The sequence below is a fragment of the Glaciihabitans sp. dw_435 genome (genome assembly GCF_018449675.1).
Taxonomy (GTDB): Bacteria; Actinomycetota; Actinomycetes; order Actinomycetales; family Microbacteriaceae; genus Glaciihabitans.
Genome location: NZ_JAAVUZ010000005.1, coordinates 80,730 through 98,762, shown reverse-complemented (window position 1 = coordinate 98,762; position 18,033 = coordinate 80,730). Strand labels below are relative to the sequence as shown.

Here is an 18,033-nt window from a genome sequence, read left to right as displayed (position 1 = left end):
GCCGGTGACGTCGACGCCTCCTCCCACACCGACCGGCTGGCGTAAGCATGCGCGCTCGGGCTTCGACCGTCTGCCGACCAAGTGGCTCATCACCGGCATCGCGGCGATCCTCCTCGCCATCTCCGCACTACTCGGCGGCCTGAACGACTCCCCCGTCGCGGCCGTACCGGTGGTCGAGGTCGGCGCCGCACACGCGGGATCCGAGCTGACGATCACCGTCGAGCGGGCGTTGCTCATCGATGGTTTCCCCGAGCAGTACATCATCCCCGACTCCGGAAACCGGCTGCTCGTCGTGACCGCCACGGTGGAGAACACCACGAACGAGCCACGCCGTCTCAGCACAACGGAGGCCGACGCCATCGCGCTGTCGGACACACCCGGCGTTGTCGACGGCGCACCACCATTTGCTATTGCGGTGGTCGACGACGGCAGCCAGGAGGTCGTCGTACAGCCCGGCGTGCCGGTGACGCTCGCGTTCATGTGGCAGGTGCCGACCGAGGCGGTCTCCGCCGGCGACGTTGCGCACATCGACCTCCTGGACCGCGTGGTGGTCGGACAGGGCAAACTTACCTTCGGCCCGCTGTACGGCGATCCGGTCACCGCTGCGACGCTCACCCTCACCCTCGGCGACGTCGGAGCGGGGGCGAACACCGATGGCTGATTCGGCTACACGCGGTTCCCGCCTGCGCCACGTGGGCAACGGCGCGCTGCTCGCCGCCATCCTCGCGGTGGCCGCGGTCGTGTCGCATTCGACGCCGGATGCCGCGATGCAGCAGTCGCCGATCACGGTGGCGGGCATCATGGACACAGCCGCGACCGGACGCAACATCACGGCCACTGTGCACTCGATCGAAGCCGCCACCTCGGTCACCGCCGGAAACGGCTGGAAGGGCACCACTCCGGGAGTCTGGGTGGTTGCAGAGATTTCGGCGCAGGCCGTCGTCGACGATGAGTCGGCGCCATTGGGCACCGCCGTTCTGCGGGCGGGAGACGTGACCTTCAGCGCGTCGACCCGCCCGGGCGACGCGACGGTGGCGGTCGGAGGACTCGCCACCGGCATTGCGAGGTCCGGACCGCTGATGTTCGAACTTCCCCGTGACGTGCTCACCGGCGCAGCAGCCGCGACGGCGCAGCTGGAACTCGCGATCGATTCCGACCCGCGAGCAGACTCCCTTCTCGTGTTTCCCGTCGACCTGTCGAGCCTCGACATCCAACCCACCATCACCACGGAATTTCCCACCTGGGGCACCAAATGACGCAGCCATCCGGGCAGACCGCAGCGCCCACGCCCGCGACAGTGGCCACGCCGCCGGCGCCACGATCGTGGTGGCGGCGTAACCGCATTGCCCTCCTGGTCGTTGTGGTGTTGCTACCCGCGACGCTCGCCATCACCTTTGCGCAGCAGTGGCTGAGCTACTTCGATCAGCGCCCCAGTCGTCCGGTCGATCTCAGCACGTCGAAGACAGTGGACTTCGCCGACACGGGCTGGCGCATCGTCTCCACGACGCGCGTAGCCGCGTCAAGCTCCGAAGGAGCCGACCGCGCCCTCCCGCCCGGAACCGACCTGGTGTCGGTCACGGTCGATGTGACTCCCCACGGGCTCTCCGGCGACGACAATTCGCCCATGTGCACGGTGCGGCTGGAAGACTTTCACGGCACCGGGGAGGACCGGAGCTGGTCGACGGTGACCAGCGGGGCGATCAGTCTCGCCGGTAATGGGCCCGACAATGTGGGCTGCGACTCGGAGGAGTCGGGGCCGTACTCGTTCACGGCCGAATTCGTTGTTCCACCCACTGCCGGAAGCGACTCCGATCTCGCCCTCAGCATCGCCGTGGTCAGCGAGTTCCCCGACTACCTGCGCCTTACGCTTCCGCGATAGCGCCCACGCCGTCGGTCGGGCGCACCTCGGCGACCAACTCGGCAGCCACCCGGCGTTCGGCCAGGCGACGCAGGGTGAAATCGTAGGCCGCCGCGATGAGGCAGATCCGAATCGGCTCAAGCGCCACGTCGATGACGAATCCCAGCGCGTTGTCGACATTGCCCCACCACATGACCAGGTCATGGGCACCGATCAGTCGAATGGCGCCAAAGGAGATCCAGCCGCTGGCGGCCTGCAGCACCGTGTAGGCGAGCACAAAGATGCCCATCGGCACGACGCCGGCCCGCCAGATCAGGGTCAGCGCGTTCGCGAGCGGTTTCCAGCGACCGATGAAGTCGGACCCCACGTCACCGACCCTCCGGGCGATCACCGAGGGCACTCGCGCGTAACCGGCGCGTGCCCTCTCGACGTAGCGGTTGCTCGGTATGCGAAGGCCGATGGGGGCACTGTCCAACGCGCGACCGTAGACGATTCCGGCGAGGGCCAGCCACGCGACGGGCAGCAAAATGAGACCACCTGCTTCGCCGATGACCCATGCCACGCCGTCCCAGAGCTGTCCGAGTGGCGCGAAGATTCCGTCAACGGCGGCCCTGGCATCCGCTGCCCAATGCACGGCAGCCCGGGAATCGACCCAGTTGTTGAAGCGACTCAGATAGGCATTGATCAGGAACAGGGTGAGGTACACCCAGACGGCTTCGAGGTAGACGGAGACGATGACCGTCCACCGCGGCAGGCGCGGGCCATATCGCTTCAGCAGGAATCGCCCGATGAAGGCCGCGACGATGGCGGCTCCGGATCCCCATGTCAGCTGAAGGGACAACACCCCGCCGGAGGTGTCGACGTTGCTGAACCAGTTGATCTTCTCGAGCGCCGATGCGGCGTAGCGCAGGGTGTCTTCCTGCATGAACTGCCAGGCCGCGTAAAACGCGAAGAACGGCAGGATGCTCGCCAGGAACAGGTCGGATACACCCGTCCGCGACGCACCTGCCCCGCCGTCGGTGCGGTCGACGCTGTCGCCGCCGGTTGCGGCGAGGGCGGTGAATGCAGGCATGCCTCCCCGCAACGCGAGGAACATCGCGATGAAGCTCGCGAGCCTCGCGAGGATGGCGAGCGGCATGATCAAGAACGCGAGGAGCGCGTTCGTCGTTCCCACGGTCGCGGCCAGTTCGATGATGACGAATCGCGCGAGCCATCCGGCGAGATACCAGGCCAACAGCACCGGCCACCGCGATGCGGCCAGTCTGAGAGTCGACATCACAATGGAGAACACAGGCTCAGCGTAGGGCACGGGCGATATCCGTGGCGGGAATCGGCGGCGGCGCGACGCGACTGTGTTACCCGGCCGCCACCTTCAGGTCGCCGGGGAGCAGCCCGCCGCCCTTGCGGGAGACGAAGCAGTAGTACCAGCGGTCGCCCGAGTTCCAGGATTCCTCGGTGGGCGGGAAGCTCGCCGTCACCTGGGTGTCCGCCACCGTCTGCAGCGCCTCGAAATTGAGAACCGTCGGGGTCGAGCAGGTCTTGGCGATGGAGGCCTGTAGCGCGGGTGCTCCGGGATACGCGGCGCCCGAGGCATCCGGTAGCTGTCCCCGGGCGATCAGCTGGCCCGTGTGATCCGTGGTGCAGTCGACAACGGTGAACGTCTCGGCCCAGACGGAGGTGAAGGGTTGCAGGCATTCGCCCCCGGCGAGCGCCTGCCAGCCGTAGATGCCCGGGGCGACGGCCGGTGCTCCGTCGGCGGGGGCGGCGGTCGGCGTCGGGGTGCTGGTCGGAGTGGGCGTCGGTGCCGCCACCTCGGCCCGCTGGCCGATGCGGGTGCCGAGCAGGAACAGGGCGATGATCGCGAGAACCGCGACCAGCACTCCGGCGACCCAGAGCAGGACCTTCTGCGAGTGGCTGAGGCCACCGCCGGGCGGCGTCTGGAGAATCTTCTTCGGTTCACGCAGCGGGGCGACGAGCGGCGCGATGCTGGGCAGCAGGCTCTGGTCCTCGTACTCGACGAAGTGCCCCTCGCCGAAGAGCGAATCGATGGCCGACGTGTTCTCCCCGACGGGCTTCTTGGCGACAGGCTGCGGAATCGGCGGCCGGCGCATGACCTCGGTCGCTTCCTCGGCGCTGAGGGATTCGGCGAGTTCACGGCGCGACATCGGCTGGGTGGCGGGGCCCTCCTCGGGGGGTTCCGCCGCATCCTCGAGGTCCTGCTGGGTCATGGGCTGGGTGGTGAGGTCGACCGCGGGCATCGCGCGCGCCAGCGGCGGCCGCGTCGGCGGCTCCACCAGGGGCGGCGGCTCTGGGCTCGACAACACTCCGGATGCCGCGGCGATGTCCTCTAGCGACATCGCCTCCGTGGGAGGAGCGTCATCGTGCTGCACGTCGGCGCTCTCCGGGGCAGAGGCGTGCTTGGCCGCCGAATCACCGTGGTCGCGGTGTTCGTTCTCGTTGTCGGCGGCCCCGTCACTCACTGCTCGAGGCCCAGATCCTTCAATCCGATTGCGTAGTAGTAGGGATAGCCGGCCGCTTCGATGACTTCCTTCGCACCGGTGTTGCGGTCGACGACCACGGCGACACCCACGACGTCGGCGCCGACCTTCTTGAGTGCTTCGATGGCGGCAAGCGGCGATCCGCCGGTGGTGGAGGTGTCCTCCAGCACGATGACACGCTTGCCCTCGAGCTCGGGGCCCTCGACCTGACGGCCACGGCCGTGGTCCTTCGGCTCCTTGCGCACCACGAACGCGTGGTATCCCTTGCCGACGGCGGCGGCCTGGTGCATGACCGCGGTGGCAATGGGGTCGGCGCCCATCGTGAGGCCGCCCACGGCGAAGACGTCGGGAACCTCCGCGATGAGGTCGACCATCACCTGGCCGATGAGGGGAGCAACACGGTAGTCGAGGCTGACCTTGCGAAGGTCGATGTAATAGGTTGCCTTCTTTCCACTGGTGAGAGTGAAGTCCCCGTGGAAGACCGCGTTGGCGGAAATGGCATCGATCAGCTGCTGCTTGGCATTGTTCACACAGACCAGAATACTGATCGTGCTGGTGAGCCCAACATTGGGGCTGCCTGCGGCCGTGGCATCCCGCAGCATGATCCCCCACCAACTAGCGTGGAGGCATGCGTGTTGCCACCTGGAATGTGAACTCGATCCGTGCCCGCGTCGGACGGGTTGTCGACTGGCTCGAGCGCGAGGACATCGACGTTCTCGCCATGCAGGAGATCAAGTGCAAGCCCGTGCAGTTCCCGACCGAAGCGTTCGAGGCCGCGGGCTACGAGATCATCGCGCACGGACTCAACCAGTGGAACGGTGTGGCTTTCGCCAGCCGCATCCCCATGGAAGACGTCGAAACAAATTTCGCCGGTCAGCCCGGCTTTCTCAAGGGAGCAGAGGGTCCCGACCAGCCGCTCGAGGCACGCGCGCTCGGCGTGACGGTCGCGGGCCTGCGGCTGTGGTCGCTGTACATTCCCAACGGTCGCAGCCTCGAAGACCCACACTTGATCTACAAGCTCGACTGGCTGGCCAAGCTGCGGGATGCCACGCAGGCCTGGTCACTGGCGAACAACAATGGTCCGATCGCCCTGATGGGTGACTTCAACGTCATCCCGACCGACGAGGACAACGGCGACCCGACGATCGTCGTCGGGCAGTCCACCCATGTCTCGCCCGAGGAGCGCGCCGCCTTCGCCTCGTTCGCCGACATCGGGCTCGTCGACACCGTTCGTCCGTTCATCCCGACCGGCTACACCTACTGGGACTACAAGCAGCTGCGCTTCCCCCGCAACGAGGGTGTGCGCATCGACTTCATCCTGGGAAGCCAGTCCTTCGCGGACTCGGTCACCGGCGCCACGATCCACCGCAACGAGCGCAAGGGCGAGGCGCCGAGCGACCACGTTCCCGTTGTCGTCGACCTCGATGTTGCGACCGAGGATGACGACGACCGCCCGATGATCTTCTAGACGCTGTACTCGGGCGGGAACCAGTACTCGCCGAGCCACTCGAGAAACTGCTGAGCCTCGTTGTCGGCGTACCGGAGCCGCGCGCTCCCGGTGCGGGCATCGAAGTAGTCCTCGAACCCGTCGAGCTGCTTCACCGAGCTGTCGCCGAGCGGACGGAAACCCATCGTCCACTCCGGAAACTGGCGCTCCGCGATGAATTTCTCGCTCACCGTCTGCACGTTGCGGTGACGCGGGTCGGCGGCAATCACCGCGAAACGGGCGCGCACCTCGTCGTCGGGTCCTTCGAGGATCTGGATGAACCTGCCCCGGCGGTACAGCAACGACCCGGTCAGCCCGCGGCTGGAGTTATTGGCACGCGCCTGCGTCAGGATCGCCGCGACGTCCTCGTCGGACATCGGGTTGGTAGCGGCGCTCACGTACGCGATCGATAACACGCGTCCTCCTGTTGGATTGTGTTCACCCACGATTATCGCCGCCGGGGGCTCGGTTGCGAACCACACGGTGCTCAAACACTCACGACGCCCGGCACGCCTCGACGTCAGTGCAGCAGCACCGCGGCCAGCATCAACACGGGTACAGACCCGACGGTGGTGACGAGCACGGTATCCCGGGCGAGCGTCTCTCCGCGGTCGTAGCGCTGGGCGTAATTGAGCACGTTTTGAGCGGATGGCAGTGCCGCGAGCATCACGACGGCAAACAGCGGCGTGCCCTCCAGCCCGAAGACGAAGTGACCAAAGAACCACGCGATCACCGGCATCACCACGAGCTTGATCACCGAGGCGAGGATCACGTCGCGGCGGTTGCTTCCGGCCTCGAGCAGCTTCTGTCCGTGCAGGGACATCCCGAATGAGATCAGCACGACGGGAACCGACGCCGCCCCGATCAGGCGGAACGGCTCCATCACCGGTGCGGGCAGGTGAATGTTGGTGACCGACAGCAGCACTCCCAAAGCAGACCCGATGATGAGGGGGTTCTTGACGGGCTGGAGGAGGATACGGCCAAGCGACGCGGTGCCCGTGGTCGTGACATCCAGAATCGTCAGAATGACCGGGGCGAGAACGAGAAGCTGCAACAGCACCACCGGTGCGGACAGCGCAGGGTCGCCCAGCAGATAGACCGCGACCGGGATTCCGATGTTGTTCGCGTTGACGTAGCCAGAGGCAGCGGAGCCGATGACGACGTCTCCCGCCGGGCGACGCCAGACGAAGATCGCGACCGCGGCGAAGATCAGGCAGGAGAGGATCGCCGCGATGGATGAGACGGCGAGGGTCTTCGAGAAGAGGGTGTGCACATCCGCGTCGGCGAGAACCGTGAACAGCAGGCACGGGGAGAGCACGAAGAACACGAGACGGCTGAGCACAAATCTCTGGTGCTCGCCGAGGATGCCGGTGCGCCCCACGATGTAGCCGATGAGGATGATCGCACCGATGATCCCGAATCCCGTCAGCACCCCACCCATACGCCCAGTGTGAGGCACCCGCGCCGTCCCCCGAAATCGAACGAACTCCGGGAGGTCGGCGCTCCACACGCACGAAAGGCCCGGACACCCCTCTGTGGTTGGCCCGGGCCCTTCGTGGCTGCGAGGAAGAATTTACCGCGTTGCGCCCGTCAGCACAGCAAATCCGCCGGCCTGAAGGGTGATGGATGTCGCGCGCGCGACGCTCTTCGTCTGCACGAGCTTTCCGTGCGAGTCGTAACTGCGCACCACGGAGCGGGTGCCGGCCGTCCCCACGACCGTCCTCGTGCGCGTGGTTGCCGCCGAGTGCACAAGCTCGGTCGTGGCGCCTGCGGCGCCGGTCAGCACGAGCCTGGACACCACGGGACGCACGATCAGTGCGTCGAGGTTGACGGTGCCTGCCGTGCCCACGACGGTGACCGACGTTGCGCCTGCCGGCACCGGGCGCCGCAGCGACTGCGGCAGGAGAGCACCGGGCACCTCGGTGATGCCCTGCGCGCCGACCGCGTGACGGAGGGATCCCAGCGTCGCCGGGCCAGCCGCATTCGGCCAGATGCTCCAGCGAGACGTCGCGGCAGTTCCGGAACCGCGCACCACCTCGGGCTGGAACACCACGGGCTCCACGAGCCGGGCAACGGACTGGTCGGTGGCGCCAAGAGCGATGGTGGCGCTCTGCCCGGCCGTCAGCGCGAGGTACGCCCCGCCGCTGTACTGCGACTCACCCGTCCACGCCGAAGCCGGCGTCACGACGGTGCCGGTGGTCGGCGCCGCCGATTCGGCCTCGACGACGCGAATTCCGTCGGTGGTGGTGATGTGGGTGGTTGCCTGCGCCGCCGCCTTCACGTCGGGGTGGGCATCGAGCGCGAGCATCGACAGCAATCCGTGGATGGTGGATTCTGCACCGCTGTTGTGGTTCACGGTGCCATCGGCCTGCACCCCGTCGAAGGTCACCCCGGTTGCCGGGTTATAGACAGGTTCACCCGACTTGTTGGCCCCGAAGTACCAGCTGGCCGCAACGGCCGCCACCTGGCGAAGACCCGGTAGCCTGCCGACATCCGCCACCGCGAGCAGCGACTGCAGGCGGGAGTCAACGCCATAGGCGATCTGCGTGGTGTCGATGGGTGTCGGGTACCAGGCGTTGTCCGGGCCACCCGACGTCAACAGAGTCGTCGTGAAACTGACTGAGTCGGTTACGGCCGGAGCGAGCAGTGACTTCTTCTTCAGGACGGTGGATGCCTCGGCGAGAGCCGCCGGCATCTGCGACGACCACGCGTGCCACATTGACCGCGACTGCGCCCACGGCAGAATCGCTCCGTACGGCCAGCTCTGGGTTGCACCCGAGCTCATCGCGGCGATGCCTTCGGACAGCTCGGACAACGCGGTGCGTGCCTGCGTGTCCCGGGGGACAGCCGCGGAGTAGGCGGAGAGTCCGAGCACAGCCTCGGCCGAGGCATCCGCCCCATCGACGATCAGCCACGCCGGAACCCGGGTTCCGTCGGCTATATTCCATTTTCCGTATTTACTCAGCGACTCGCGGTTCAGGGCGGTCACTCCCAGCTGCAGGCGCTGCTGCAGGAACGACGCGAAGGCCGGATCCTGCTTCTGAAAGGCTGCGTATCCCTCACCGAACGCCCAGATCGAACGGGCCAGCCAGTAGCTGTCACCGCTGTCGGAGGGGTTCGGCAGCTCGACCGGCACAGGACTCGGGTTGAGCGTTCCGTCGGGCTGCATCCACAGCACGACGTTGCCGGCGTTGGGGCCAGTGGTCGTCTGGAAGTACGCGACCGAACGCAGCAGCTCGTAGGCCTTCTGCTTGCTCGCGGCCGAGCCCGTCTGCTTCCAGTCCCGCAGGTAGACGACGGCAGCGCGCGCGATGTCGTCGACGTTGTACGACCCCTGGCCCCAGTGTCCGGTCGCCGGATCCAGCGGCCCTCCGCCCACCCGGGCAAACGTGCCGCCGTCCCGCGCATCCGCATACGTCCACGGCATCGTGATGGCGGGTGCGGTGTCGAGCTTGTACGTGGTGTGGTCGGGCAGGGCGGCCGGGGTCGCCGTGTCCAGCAGGAAGTCGAGGTGCGCCAGGTTGGTGAGGCGGGCGGATGCCGCGGCGGCCGGCACCGACTGCGAGACGGAGGCGAAGGCCGGGGCCGCCGTTGCGGTCACCCCTGCCACGAGTACCGCGGACGCCAGGACGGCGATTCCGCGGCGGGTTCTGTTCTTCATTGAACGGTCCTTTCACATAAGCGGACAAATCTTCGTGCGTGCGCCCGGTGACGGGCGCGATGCCGGGCTGGGTCGCGGTGACTCGCGATCCAGCCCGGGCGGTTAGGAAGCTGCGCGGTCGAGCCGCGCGACCCCGATCTTCGAGTCGGCCATGCCGTAGAAGACATACTTCTGGCCATCGATCTCCTCGATCGCCGTCGGGAACACGACGTTCGGCACGATCCCACTGCGTTCGTCCTCGGTTTCCGCCGCCAGCAGCGGCTCGGAAGTCCGCGACAGGATGACCCGGGGGTCAAGCGCATCGAGAATCATGCCGCCCGCGGAATAGTTCACGTTCTGCTGCTGTGCGAAAGCGTTGTTGATGACGCCGGTGACGCCGTGGTACAGCACGAGCCATCCCTCGTCGACGCGGACGGGAGGAGGTCCACCCCCGATCTTGACCTCCTCGAACGGTGCTTCCGGTGCGGCGAGCAGCGTGTGCTGGCCCCACCGCACCAGGGCACGGATGTCGGCGACCACTTCGGCGACGGGAATGTAGCTGATCCAGATGCTCTGGCGCACGTCATCCACCCCCGCTGGAACACGAATGCCCTCGCCCGGGCGAATCTCGCCCAGGTCCCACATCGGACGGTGCAGCACGGCGAAGCTCTCCACGCCGTCGGGGGCCGTGATCGGCTCCGGGAAGAAGACGGTGTCTTTGTTGTGGAAGAGGTTCAGGTCCATGTCGAGGGCATCGTCGTAGTCGAAGAGCGCCGGGCCGAGGCGGGTCCATTCGCGCAGGTCAACGGAGGTCGCGATGGCCGTGCGCGGGCCGAGTGGGCCGTACGCCACGTACGTCATGACGTGAAGGCCCAGCTGCGGGATGAACGTCACCCGCGGGTCCTCGACGCCCGAGTTGTTTGCTCCCCGTTCCCAGCCCCGGTCGGGCTCGAGCACGATTCCTTCACGCTTGACTCCGATGGGGATACCGTTCTCGATCACCACGCGGGCAAGGCCCACCCGGCTCACATTGCCCGTCGCCACCATGCGGGGCAGCAGGTAGAGCGTGCCGTCGGCATTGTGGCCGGTAGCGGGATTCAGCACCCCCTCGGCTTCGAGTGCGTTGCCGTCTTCCGGTGTCATGATCACTCCCGCGCGCGTGAGGGCGTAGGGAAAAGCAGTTCGAGTTGTCATTGTCATGGTCAACCTTTCACACCGGAACCGATGTCTGTGGAGATGAAGTAGCGCTGGAACACGATGAAGAGGACGACGACGGGCGCAGCCAGCACGGCAGCTCCCGCCAGCGTCGCCCCGAAGGGATTCGACGCCGTGGCGGCCACATTGGAGATGTAGTTGGCGAGGGACACGGCCAGCGGTTGCAGGGACGCATCCTTGGTGATGAGGAAGGGCCAGAGGAACTCGTTCCACGGTCCGATGAAGGTGAGCAGCACGACCGTGATGATGGCCGGGCGTACCAGGGGGATGGCGATCTTCCACAGCAGCCTCAGCTCGCTCGCACCGTCGATGCGGGCCGCCTCAAACAGCTCCTTCGGCACCTGCAGGAAGTACTGCCGGAAGATGATCACCGCCGTCGAGTTGATGAAGAACGGAAGGATCATGCCGAGGTAGTTGTCCGCCAGCCCGTAGTCGCGTGCGATGAGCACATACAGCGGGATGATGAGCAGCTGGAAGGGCACGACCTGCACGAGCAGCGCGAGGGCAAATGTGACCCCGCGTCCCCTCCACTGCAGCTGAGCCAGGGCGTACCCGACGAGCAACCCAAAGATCATCGTGCCGATCAGCACACCGCCGGTGAAAATGCCGGAGTTCAGCAGCCCCTGGAAGAGGTTGATGCGGTCGTTGATCTGCACATAGTTTTCGCCGGTCAGGTTGGCGGGGTTGGGAAACGCTCCCGCCACCGTCGGGTCGGGCTTTGCCTGCAATGACCCGATGATCATGTAATAGAACGGGAACAGGAACACGAGGGCTCCCACCGCCAACACGACACCGCGCAGCGCTGTCTGGAATCTGGACATCAGTCTCTCTCCCCCGCGAAGCGGTTTTGCAGTAAGGCGATGATCAGCACCAGAACCACCAGGATGATGCCGATGGCCGCCGCGACGTCCGGCTGACCCTGTTGCAGGCCCCGCTGGTACATGATCAAGACCGGTGAAGCGGATGCCCCGTCGGGGCCGCCACCTCCCGTGAGCAGGTAGGGCTCGGTGAACAGGTTCGCTCCCGTGACCGTGGAGACGAGCAGCACCAGCACCGTGGCTGGCCGCACACCCGGCACCGTGACCGAGAAGAAGCTGCGCATCGCGCCCGCCCCATCCGTGGAGGCGGATTCGTAGAGCTCCTTGGGCACCGCCTGCAGCGCCGCCAGATACAGCAGGATGTAGAACCCGAGCTGCTTCCAGGTGACGAAGATGGCAATGGTCGGCATCGCCCACGTGGAGTTGACGAGCCACGACGGGTCCGGCGCCAGCGGGCCGAGAATCTGGTTGACCAGGCCGCTCCCATTGAAGAGGAACAGCCAGACGCCCACCACGGCGACCGACGCCGTGACGTACGGCACGTAGTAACTCACCCGCAGGAAGGTGCGGAAGTGCACGACCCGGTTAAGCGCCGTCGCCAGCCCGATCGACAGCACCACCGTGAGCGGCACGTTGATCAGCAGGAAAATGCCGACGTTGCCAAACGAGCGGATGACCGCGGGATCGGTGAGCGCGGTGACGAAGTTGTCCAGCCCGACGAACGGGCGGTCAACGACGGCACCGGGCGCCGAGAAGAAGTAGTCGTGAAACGCGATGTACACCGAGTACACCAGGGGCACGGCGAAGACCGCGATCACGAAGACAAGGTACGGCGCGCTGAACAGGAGGCCGAGGGGGTTCTTACCCAACAGGCGGCGCTTGCGCCGCTTGCTGGGGCCGGAACCCGTTCCCGACGCCCGGGGCGGGGAGCCGGCCGGAGGCACGTTGGCCTCCGGCGCGGCAATGACGTCAGTCATCGGATGACCTACGGCTGCTTCGCGATCGTGTCGATCTTGGCGGCCGCGTCGTCCAGGGCCTTGTGCACGTCTTCCTTGCCGAAGATCACCGACTTGGACCAGGCGTCACGGAAGGTCTGCAGCATCTCGACCGTGTTCGGTCCCGGCGGCACCTCGACGGTGCGGGAGGCCTGGTCACCGAACGCCTTGTAGGCGGGGTTGGCCGTGAAGTAGTCGGCGTAGGTGGTCTGCAGGTCGGTGCGGAGGGGCATCTGACCGGTCAGCTCAAGGAGCTTGCCATCCTGCTCCTCGCTGGTCGAGAACTTCAGGACGTCCCACGCAGTGCCCTGGTTCTTGCACGCGGAGTAGAGCCCGATGTTCTTGGCATCGCTGAACGTCCAGGTGTCGGCAGCGCTCGTTCCGTCCTTCGTCGGAACGGGAACGGATCCCCAGTTCACGTCCTTGTAGATGGAGACTGCCCACGGACCGACGATCGCCATGGCGGCCTGTCCATCGGCGAACGCATCACCGGTGTACTTTTCCTGGCCGGCGAGCTTGTCCTTGTACATCGTCGCCCAGAAGTCGGCCACGTCGTAGCCGTCCTGGTCGGCGAAGGTTGCCTTGTTGTCTTCGACGATCTGCGATCCGCCCGTCTGCGCCGCGTACAGCGGGTAGAAGTCGAACTGCGACTGGAAGAACTCACTGGTCGGAGCGGGGAGAATCGCGTTGGGCGCGACACCCTTGTCGACGAGGGTCTTGGAGGTCGCGAGGAAGTCGGCGTAGGTCGACAGTTTCGGGTTCTCCGGGTCGAGGCCCGCCTTCTTGAACAGGTCCTTGTTGTAGAAAATGACCACCGGGTTCGACTTCCAGGGCATCTGGAAGTAGTCGCCATCGGCGTTCTGGTACTGCTTCGACACATCGCCGCTGCGCGCTTCGATGTACGCTGCACCTCCGTCAATCTTCGACAGGTCGACGAGACCGCCCTGCTTCTCGAACTGGCCGACCGCCGAGGGGGCAGTGTTGTAGATCAGGCACGGGGCATTACCCGCGGCAATCGCGGCTCCGATGACTTCTTCGCTGCTCTTGCCGGCCGGGATCTCCTGACCCTTGACCTGCTCGTCGGGGTTCGCGGCGTTCCAGGCGGCAACCATCTGCTTACCCCAGGCCACTTCCTGCTCGTTGTTCGAGTACCAGATCGTGATCGGACCCTTGGCCGAGGCGTTACCGCTCGTGGATCCGCCACTGCCGCAGGCGGTGAGGCCGACCATCGCGGTGGCCAGCAGCGCCGCCCCGATCACGGTCCGTGTTCGTACTGTTCTTCTTCGCACAGTTGACTCCTTTGTATAACTGAACGGCGGCAGCTCTGCCGTCGGGGGTGTTGGGTTCGGAAAATTAAGTTCGGGGCGGCCCGGCGCTGGATTCGCGGGGCACGAGCTGCGCCGGCGCCAGCTCGACGTCGACGACGTCCTCCCCGGCGATCACGCGCAGGAGAGCATCCGTGGCGGCACGCCCCCACTCCTGCACCTGCGTGGACACCGAGGTGAGCGACGGGTTGGTGAAGTTGCCGAGGTCGCTACCGTCAAAGCCGGTTACCGAGAGATCCTGCGGAATCGAGAAGCCGGCCCGCTGGGCGACGCTCATGCCCGCGATAGCCATCGGGTCATTGGAGTAGACGATTGCCGTGGGCGGCTCCGCCAGCGCGAGCAGGTCCGCGGTCACGCGGGCACCGTCGGCGGAACTGAAGTCGGTCTCGATGGCGAGCTCGCCGGAGAGTCCCGCTTCGGCGAGCGCGGCGAGGAACGAGTTCCGCCGACGGCTGCCGTGCAGCATGCGCGACGGTCCGCCGACGTGGGCGATGCGGGTGTGGCCGAGCGCTACAAGGTGGGCGACGGCAGCCCGGATGCCCGCGGCATCGTCAACGGTCACGGCAGGAAACGGCGAGGGGATGTCCGGGTGACCGAGGGTCACGGCGGAAAGCCCCAGCTCGACAGCGAGCGCGATGCGGGCGTCATTCGTTCGGAGGTCGGTGAGGATCACCCCGTCGACGCGGTCGTTCTCGACGAGTTGGCGGTAGCTCGCGATTTCCGCTTCCTCATCGGCGACCATGCTGAGCACCAGCACCTGCCCGGCGGGAGCCAGGGCAATTTCGATGCCCGCGATCAGGGCGGGGAAGAAGGGATCGGCGGCGATGATGCCGGGGTCGCGGGCGATGACGAGGCCCACCGCGTACGCGCGGCGAGAGCTCAGCGACCGGGCCCGCATGCTCGGCTTCCAGCCCAGCTCGCTGGCCACAGAGAGGATGCGCTGCCGGGTTTCGACGGAGACGCCCGGCTTGTCGTTGAGGGCGAAGGACACCAGCCCCTTGCTGACTCCGGCGACCCGGGCGACGTCGGCGATCGTGGGGCGCTCGCTCATCATCGCGTTCTCCTCATCGAGTCGTCGGGCCGGGGCCGCCCCCGTTCGGGGTCGTCTGAACCGGTTTAGTCACCGTACGCCGTGATTGTGAAAAGAACAAGCCCTCACGAAATTCGTCGGTGCGGCCTAGACGCTCGGTCGGTAATCTCGGAGCATGCCCTACCTCGACGTCGAAGGCGCCTCGCTCTACTACGAGACCGATGGTGCCGCCGACAGCCCCTGCCTGCTGCTCATCCACGCGGGCATCGCGTCGCTGCGCATGTGGGATCCGCAGATCGCCGCCCTGGCATCGGACCACTTCGTGGTGCGACTGGACATGCGCGGGTTCGGCCTCACGGAGTCGCAGAACATCGAGTTCTCCAACCGGGCGGACGCCCTCGCGGTGCTCGATCACGTCGGTGTGCACAAGGCAACGGTGATTGGCTGCTCGCGCGGCGGCGGGATCGCCATTGACCTCACCCTCGATTCGCCCGGGCGGGTGCTCGGACTCGTAGTGATCGGCTCCGGGCCCAGCGGGTTCCCCGAGGTCGAACTCACCGATCGTGAGGACGAGCTCTTCGATGAAGTCGACGCGGCATGGGAGGCCGGCGACTGGATCCGCCAGAATCGGCTCGAGGCCGCGCTCTGGGATTTCGGCCCGGAACGCCGCGAGGAGGATCTCGACCCGGCGTTCGTCGCGACCGCCTACGAGCTGAACGCGATCAACATCTCCCACATCGCCGAGCAGCCGATTCCGATCGGACTGGAGCCGTCGGCATACGGACGCGTCAGCGACATCGAGGTTCCCACCCTCGTCATGGTGGGTGACTTCGACATCACTCCGGCGCTGCTGCAGTACGAGTACCTCGTCACCACCATCCCGCACGCCGACGGCTGCCGTTTCCCGAATGCCGCCCACCTGCCGAGCGTCGAGCAGGCGAACGAATTCGAACGCGTGCTCCTGGACTGGCTCGGCACACACGGCCTGTAGACCGGGCCTCACGGCTGGGCGGCCGCGGTGGCGAGGCTGCGACGGGCCTCGCGCAGCGCACACTCGATATCGAGTGCGATGCACGCCATATCGCGCCAGTTGGCCAGCAGTCCGCGGGCATACAGCCACTGGGTGAGCTGACCGATCACCCGCACCTGGCAGCGCGCATCCACGACGTTGCGCAGCCGGTATTCCGGTCTCAGGTAGCAGGAGAAGGCGAAGAAGAGGTCTTCGGCGCCCATGGTGCGGGCAAATGCCCCGACGGGATTGTGCTGCTGTTCAGCGCGCAGGATCGCGAGTTGCCGCGAGGTGAGCACGTGCCAGGCGTGCTCGTCGAGATACGCCTCCAGGTGCATTCGCACGGTGGCAAGACGCCGCACCGTGGTCGGTCGTGCGCCCTCGGCAACCTCCGCGAAGAAGTCATCGAGCAGTCGGGCAATGGTGAGTTCTGAGTTCCGTGTCGTTGTCATGGGACGACCCTCTTCCTCGCCGCCGACAGCGCGGGTGCCGAGGGCCGCCCTCTGTGGACAACTCGGCCGTATCGTCTCCGGTGGAGGAGAAGCTGCGCGCACGGGTCGGGTAGCGCAGCTTTCCGGCGCCCAGTGCAACCAAACGCCGAAGATCCATCATTAGGCTCGATGCAAGCGCGGATTCGTTGCATCACCCCTCAGCGGTGGTGCTCCGACGCACCATCACGTCCCGCGTCTCGCCCGGTACGCCCCACTCATCGCAAGGATCGGAGGTCCCATGTCACGCAGTGCAGAATTCACCAGCACCATCGTCGGAGAACCCGAGGTTGTCGAGGACCGTTCCGCCGTGAATGCCGACCTTGCCGCGAGTGACGACTGGCAGTCGCTGAAAGACGCGGCCCGGGACATCCGCCCCCTGCAGATCAAAGACGGAAGCATCCCCGACCCTGCCCACCACGCCGATGCGGCCAGGTACGTCGAGGCCATCGCGACGGCGGCGCTGAACTTCCGCGAGGTGTTCCCGCACGACGACGCGTACCTCGAGGCAGTCGCCACCGACTTCCGGCGCTGGGCAGCGGAAGGGTTCGGCGTTCCCGACTTTCTCGACTCCCTGCTGGCGTTCCAGCCCCAGCTCGATCGCGTTGACGGCCTGCGCCACCTGGTCGTCTTCCCGATGTACACGCAGAACGGCAGCACCGATCGCCTCGTCGAGGCCGTGCTGATCGAGGTGCTGTGGCCCGAATTCATCGACGAACTGCAGGCGGGCGACTATTCGAACGCGCTGTTCGTGCCGATCCGCTTCATCGATTTCACGGACGGCTACGACACCAACGCCGCGGTGCTGTTCCCTGAATCTGTCGCCATGCGCGCCATCCCCACCTTCACCTGGGGAGCGATCTTCGCCGACCGCGAGGCCGCACGCTTCCGCCGCGTGCTGGGCGCCGCCGCCGAGATCACCCGGCTAGAACTGCCCGCGGACGCCGCACGCCTGCTCGACGACCAGCGCCTGGCCGAAGAGACCTTCGTGATGTGGGACCTCATCCACGACCGCACCCACATGCGTGGTGACCTGCCCTTCGACCCGTTCATGATCAAGCAGCGCATGCCGTTCTTCCTCTACTCGCTCGAGGAACTGCGCTGTGACCTGACGGCGTTCCGCGAGGCGGTGCGCCTGGAGCGGGCGGATGACACAGACGACGTCACCCGCGATCGCGCGAAGCTCGTGCAATACGCCGTGATCTTCGACAGGAACTTCCGCTTCGCGATCACCGGCAGTCGCGTGCGTAACTACGACGGCCTCGGCGGACAGCTGCTGTTCGCCTGGCTGCACCAGCACCACGTGCTGCACTGGACCGACACCGCGCTGACCATCGACTGGGACGAGATCCCGGACGTCGTCATCGCTCTCGGCAAGGAGATCGACGACCTCTACTGGGCGTCGATCGACCGCCCCAAGGCCGCCCACTGGCTCGCGGCCTACGACCTCGTGTCCGCCACGCTCACCCCCCACCCCGCCTCCCGCTGGGCGGTGCGCGACCTCCCGCTGGACGGACCGCCGAAGGGACTCACCGACGCGGTCATGGACGACGAGTTCCCCCTCTCGATGTTCTACGAAGCCCTCTCGAAAAAGATGGCGACCGTCATCGAATCGACCAGCGGGATTACGGCGTAATCGGGCTGCCGACGCGCCGGCGCGCACTATGGAGG

18 protein-coding genes are annotated in these 18,033 nt (G+C 66.4%); 6 read left to right on the top strand and 12 right to left on the bottom strand.

All coding sequences use genetic code 11. The annotated features are described in order from the left end of the window. Positions 1–4 precede the first annotated feature (4 nt). Genes HB677_RS09020 through HB677_RS09010 form a run of 3 tightly spaced genes read left to right on the top strand, consistent with a single transcriptional unit; the run spans position 5 to position 1,879 of the window. Positions 5–661: a hypothetical protein gene (locus HB677_RS09020; RefSeq protein WP_213815365.1), complete on the top strand. Its 657-nt coding sequence runs from the start codon at positions 5–7 to the stop codon at positions 659–661. Beyond that, positions 654–1,256, top strand: a complete 603-nt coding sequence (locus HB677_RS09015; protein ID WP_213815364.1) for a hypothetical protein — start codon at positions 654–656, stop codon at positions 1,254–1,256. The genes HB677_RS09020 and HB677_RS09015 overlap by 8 nt, the downstream gene beginning before the upstream one ends. Then, positions 1,253–1,879: a hypothetical protein gene (locus tag HB677_RS09010; protein WP_213815363.1), complete on the top strand. Its 627-nt coding sequence runs from the start codon at positions 1,253–1,255 to the stop codon at positions 1,877–1,879. Before HB677_RS09015 ends, HB677_RS09010 begins: the two co-directional genes overlap by 4 nt. On the opposite strand, the gene HB677_RS09005 is transcribed toward HB677_RS09010, so the two are convergent. The 3 genes from HB677_RS09005 to pyrE all read right to left on the bottom strand — a co-directional run bounded on the left by HB677_RS09005 (position 1,863) and on the right by pyrE (position 4,886). Next, positions 1,863–3,149, bottom strand: a complete 1,287-nt coding sequence (locus HB677_RS09005) for a hypothetical protein (RefSeq protein ID WP_213815362.1) — start codon at positions 3,147–3,149, stop codon at positions 1,863–1,865. The genes HB677_RS09010 and HB677_RS09005 overlap by 17 nt on opposite strands. Before the next feature lie 64 nt (positions 3,150–3,213). Next, positions 3,214–4,338 (bottom strand): septum formation family protein, encoded by a 1,125-nt coding sequence (locus tag HB677_RS09000; RefSeq protein ID WP_213815361.1) that lies wholly within the window; start codon positions 4,336–4,338, stop codon positions 3,214–3,216. Beyond that, entirely contained in the window at positions 4,335–4,886 is a 552-nt protein-coding gene (gene pyrE / locus HB677_RS08995) for an orotate phosphoribosyltransferase (protein ID WP_213815360.1), read from the bottom strand. The genes HB677_RS09000 and pyrE overlap by 4 nt, the downstream gene beginning before the upstream one ends. Positions 4,887–4,984: 98 nt before the next feature. Here pyrE and HB677_RS08990 point away from each other — a divergent pair, with 98 nt between their 5' ends. Next, positions 4,985–5,824, top strand: coding sequence for an exodeoxyribonuclease III (locus HB677_RS08990; RefSeq protein WP_213815359.1), 840 nt, complete (start codon positions 4,985–4,987; stop codon positions 5,822–5,824). Here the strand turns inward: HB677_RS08990 and HB677_RS08985 are convergent. The 8 genes from HB677_RS08985 to HB677_RS08950 form a co-directional block, all read right to left on the bottom strand. After that, on the bottom strand, positions 5,821–6,258 hold the full coding sequence (locus HB677_RS08985; protein ID WP_213815358.1) for a BLUF domain-containing protein: 438 nt from the start codon (positions 6,256–6,258) through the stop codon (positions 5,821–5,823). The two genes, HB677_RS08990 and HB677_RS08985, sit on opposite strands and share 4 nt — an antisense overlap. Positions 6,259–6,362: 104 nt before the next feature. Further along, the gene (locus HB677_RS08980) at positions 6,363–7,283 is read right to left on the bottom strand and encodes an AEC family transporter (protein WP_213815357.1); all 921 of its coding nucleotides are present in this window, start codon (positions 7,281–7,283) and stop codon (positions 6,363–6,365) included. 132 nt (positions 7,284–7,415) lie between these two features. Next, on the bottom strand, positions 7,416–9,503 hold the full coding sequence (locus tag HB677_RS08975; protein ID WP_213815356.1) for a hypothetical protein: 2,088 nt from the start codon (positions 9,501–9,503) through the stop codon (positions 7,416–7,418). A gap of 102 nt (positions 9,504–9,605) precedes the next feature. Continuing rightward, on the bottom strand, positions 9,606–10,676 hold the full coding sequence (locus HB677_RS08970) for a glycosidase (RefSeq protein ID WP_213815355.1): 1,071 nt from the start codon (positions 10,674–10,676) through the stop codon (positions 9,606–9,608). An 8-nt stretch (positions 10,677–10,684) separates the two neighbouring features. Further along, a complete protein-coding gene (locus tag HB677_RS08965) occupies positions 10,685–11,518 on the bottom strand; it encodes a carbohydrate ABC transporter permease (RefSeq protein WP_213815354.1) in 834 nt (277 codons plus the stop codon). Next, positions 11,518–12,492: a carbohydrate ABC transporter permease gene (locus HB677_RS08960; RefSeq protein WP_213815353.1), complete on the bottom strand. Its 975-nt coding sequence runs from the start codon at positions 12,490–12,492 to the stop codon at positions 11,518–11,520. The genes HB677_RS08965 and HB677_RS08960 overlap by 1 nt, the downstream gene beginning before the upstream one ends. Before the next feature lie 8 nt (positions 12,493–12,500). Further along, positions 12,501–13,739, bottom strand: a complete 1,239-nt coding sequence (locus HB677_RS08955) for an extracellular solute-binding protein (RefSeq protein WP_213815471.1) — start codon at positions 13,737–13,739, stop codon at positions 12,501–12,503. A 124-nt stretch (positions 13,740–13,863) separates the two neighbouring features. Beyond that, complete coding sequence (locus HB677_RS08950; RefSeq protein WP_213815352.1) at positions 13,864–14,889, bottom strand: LacI family DNA-binding transcriptional regulator; 1,026 nt, start codon at positions 14,887–14,889, stop codon at positions 13,864–13,866. Between the two features lie 151 nt (positions 14,890–15,040). On the opposite strand from HB677_RS08950, the gene HB677_RS08945 reads away from it, so the two are divergent. Then, positions 15,041–15,856, top strand: coding sequence for an alpha/beta fold hydrolase (locus HB677_RS08945; protein WP_213815351.1), 816 nt, complete (start codon positions 15,041–15,043; stop codon positions 15,854–15,856). An 8-nt stretch (positions 15,857–15,864) separates the two neighbouring features. On the opposite strand, the gene HB677_RS08940 is transcribed toward HB677_RS08945, so the two are convergent. Beyond that, positions 15,865–16,326, bottom strand: coding sequence for a hypothetical protein (locus HB677_RS08940; RefSeq protein ID WP_213815350.1), 462 nt, complete (start codon positions 16,324–16,326; stop codon positions 15,865–15,867). 277 nt (positions 16,327–16,603) lie between these two features. On the opposite strand from HB677_RS08940, the gene HB677_RS08935 reads away from it, so the two are divergent. Beyond that, a complete protein-coding gene (locus HB677_RS08935; RefSeq protein WP_213815349.1) occupies positions 16,604–17,998 on the top strand; it encodes a DUF6421 family protein in 1,395 nt (464 codons plus the stop codon). Positions 17,999–18,033: the final 35 nt, after the last annotated feature.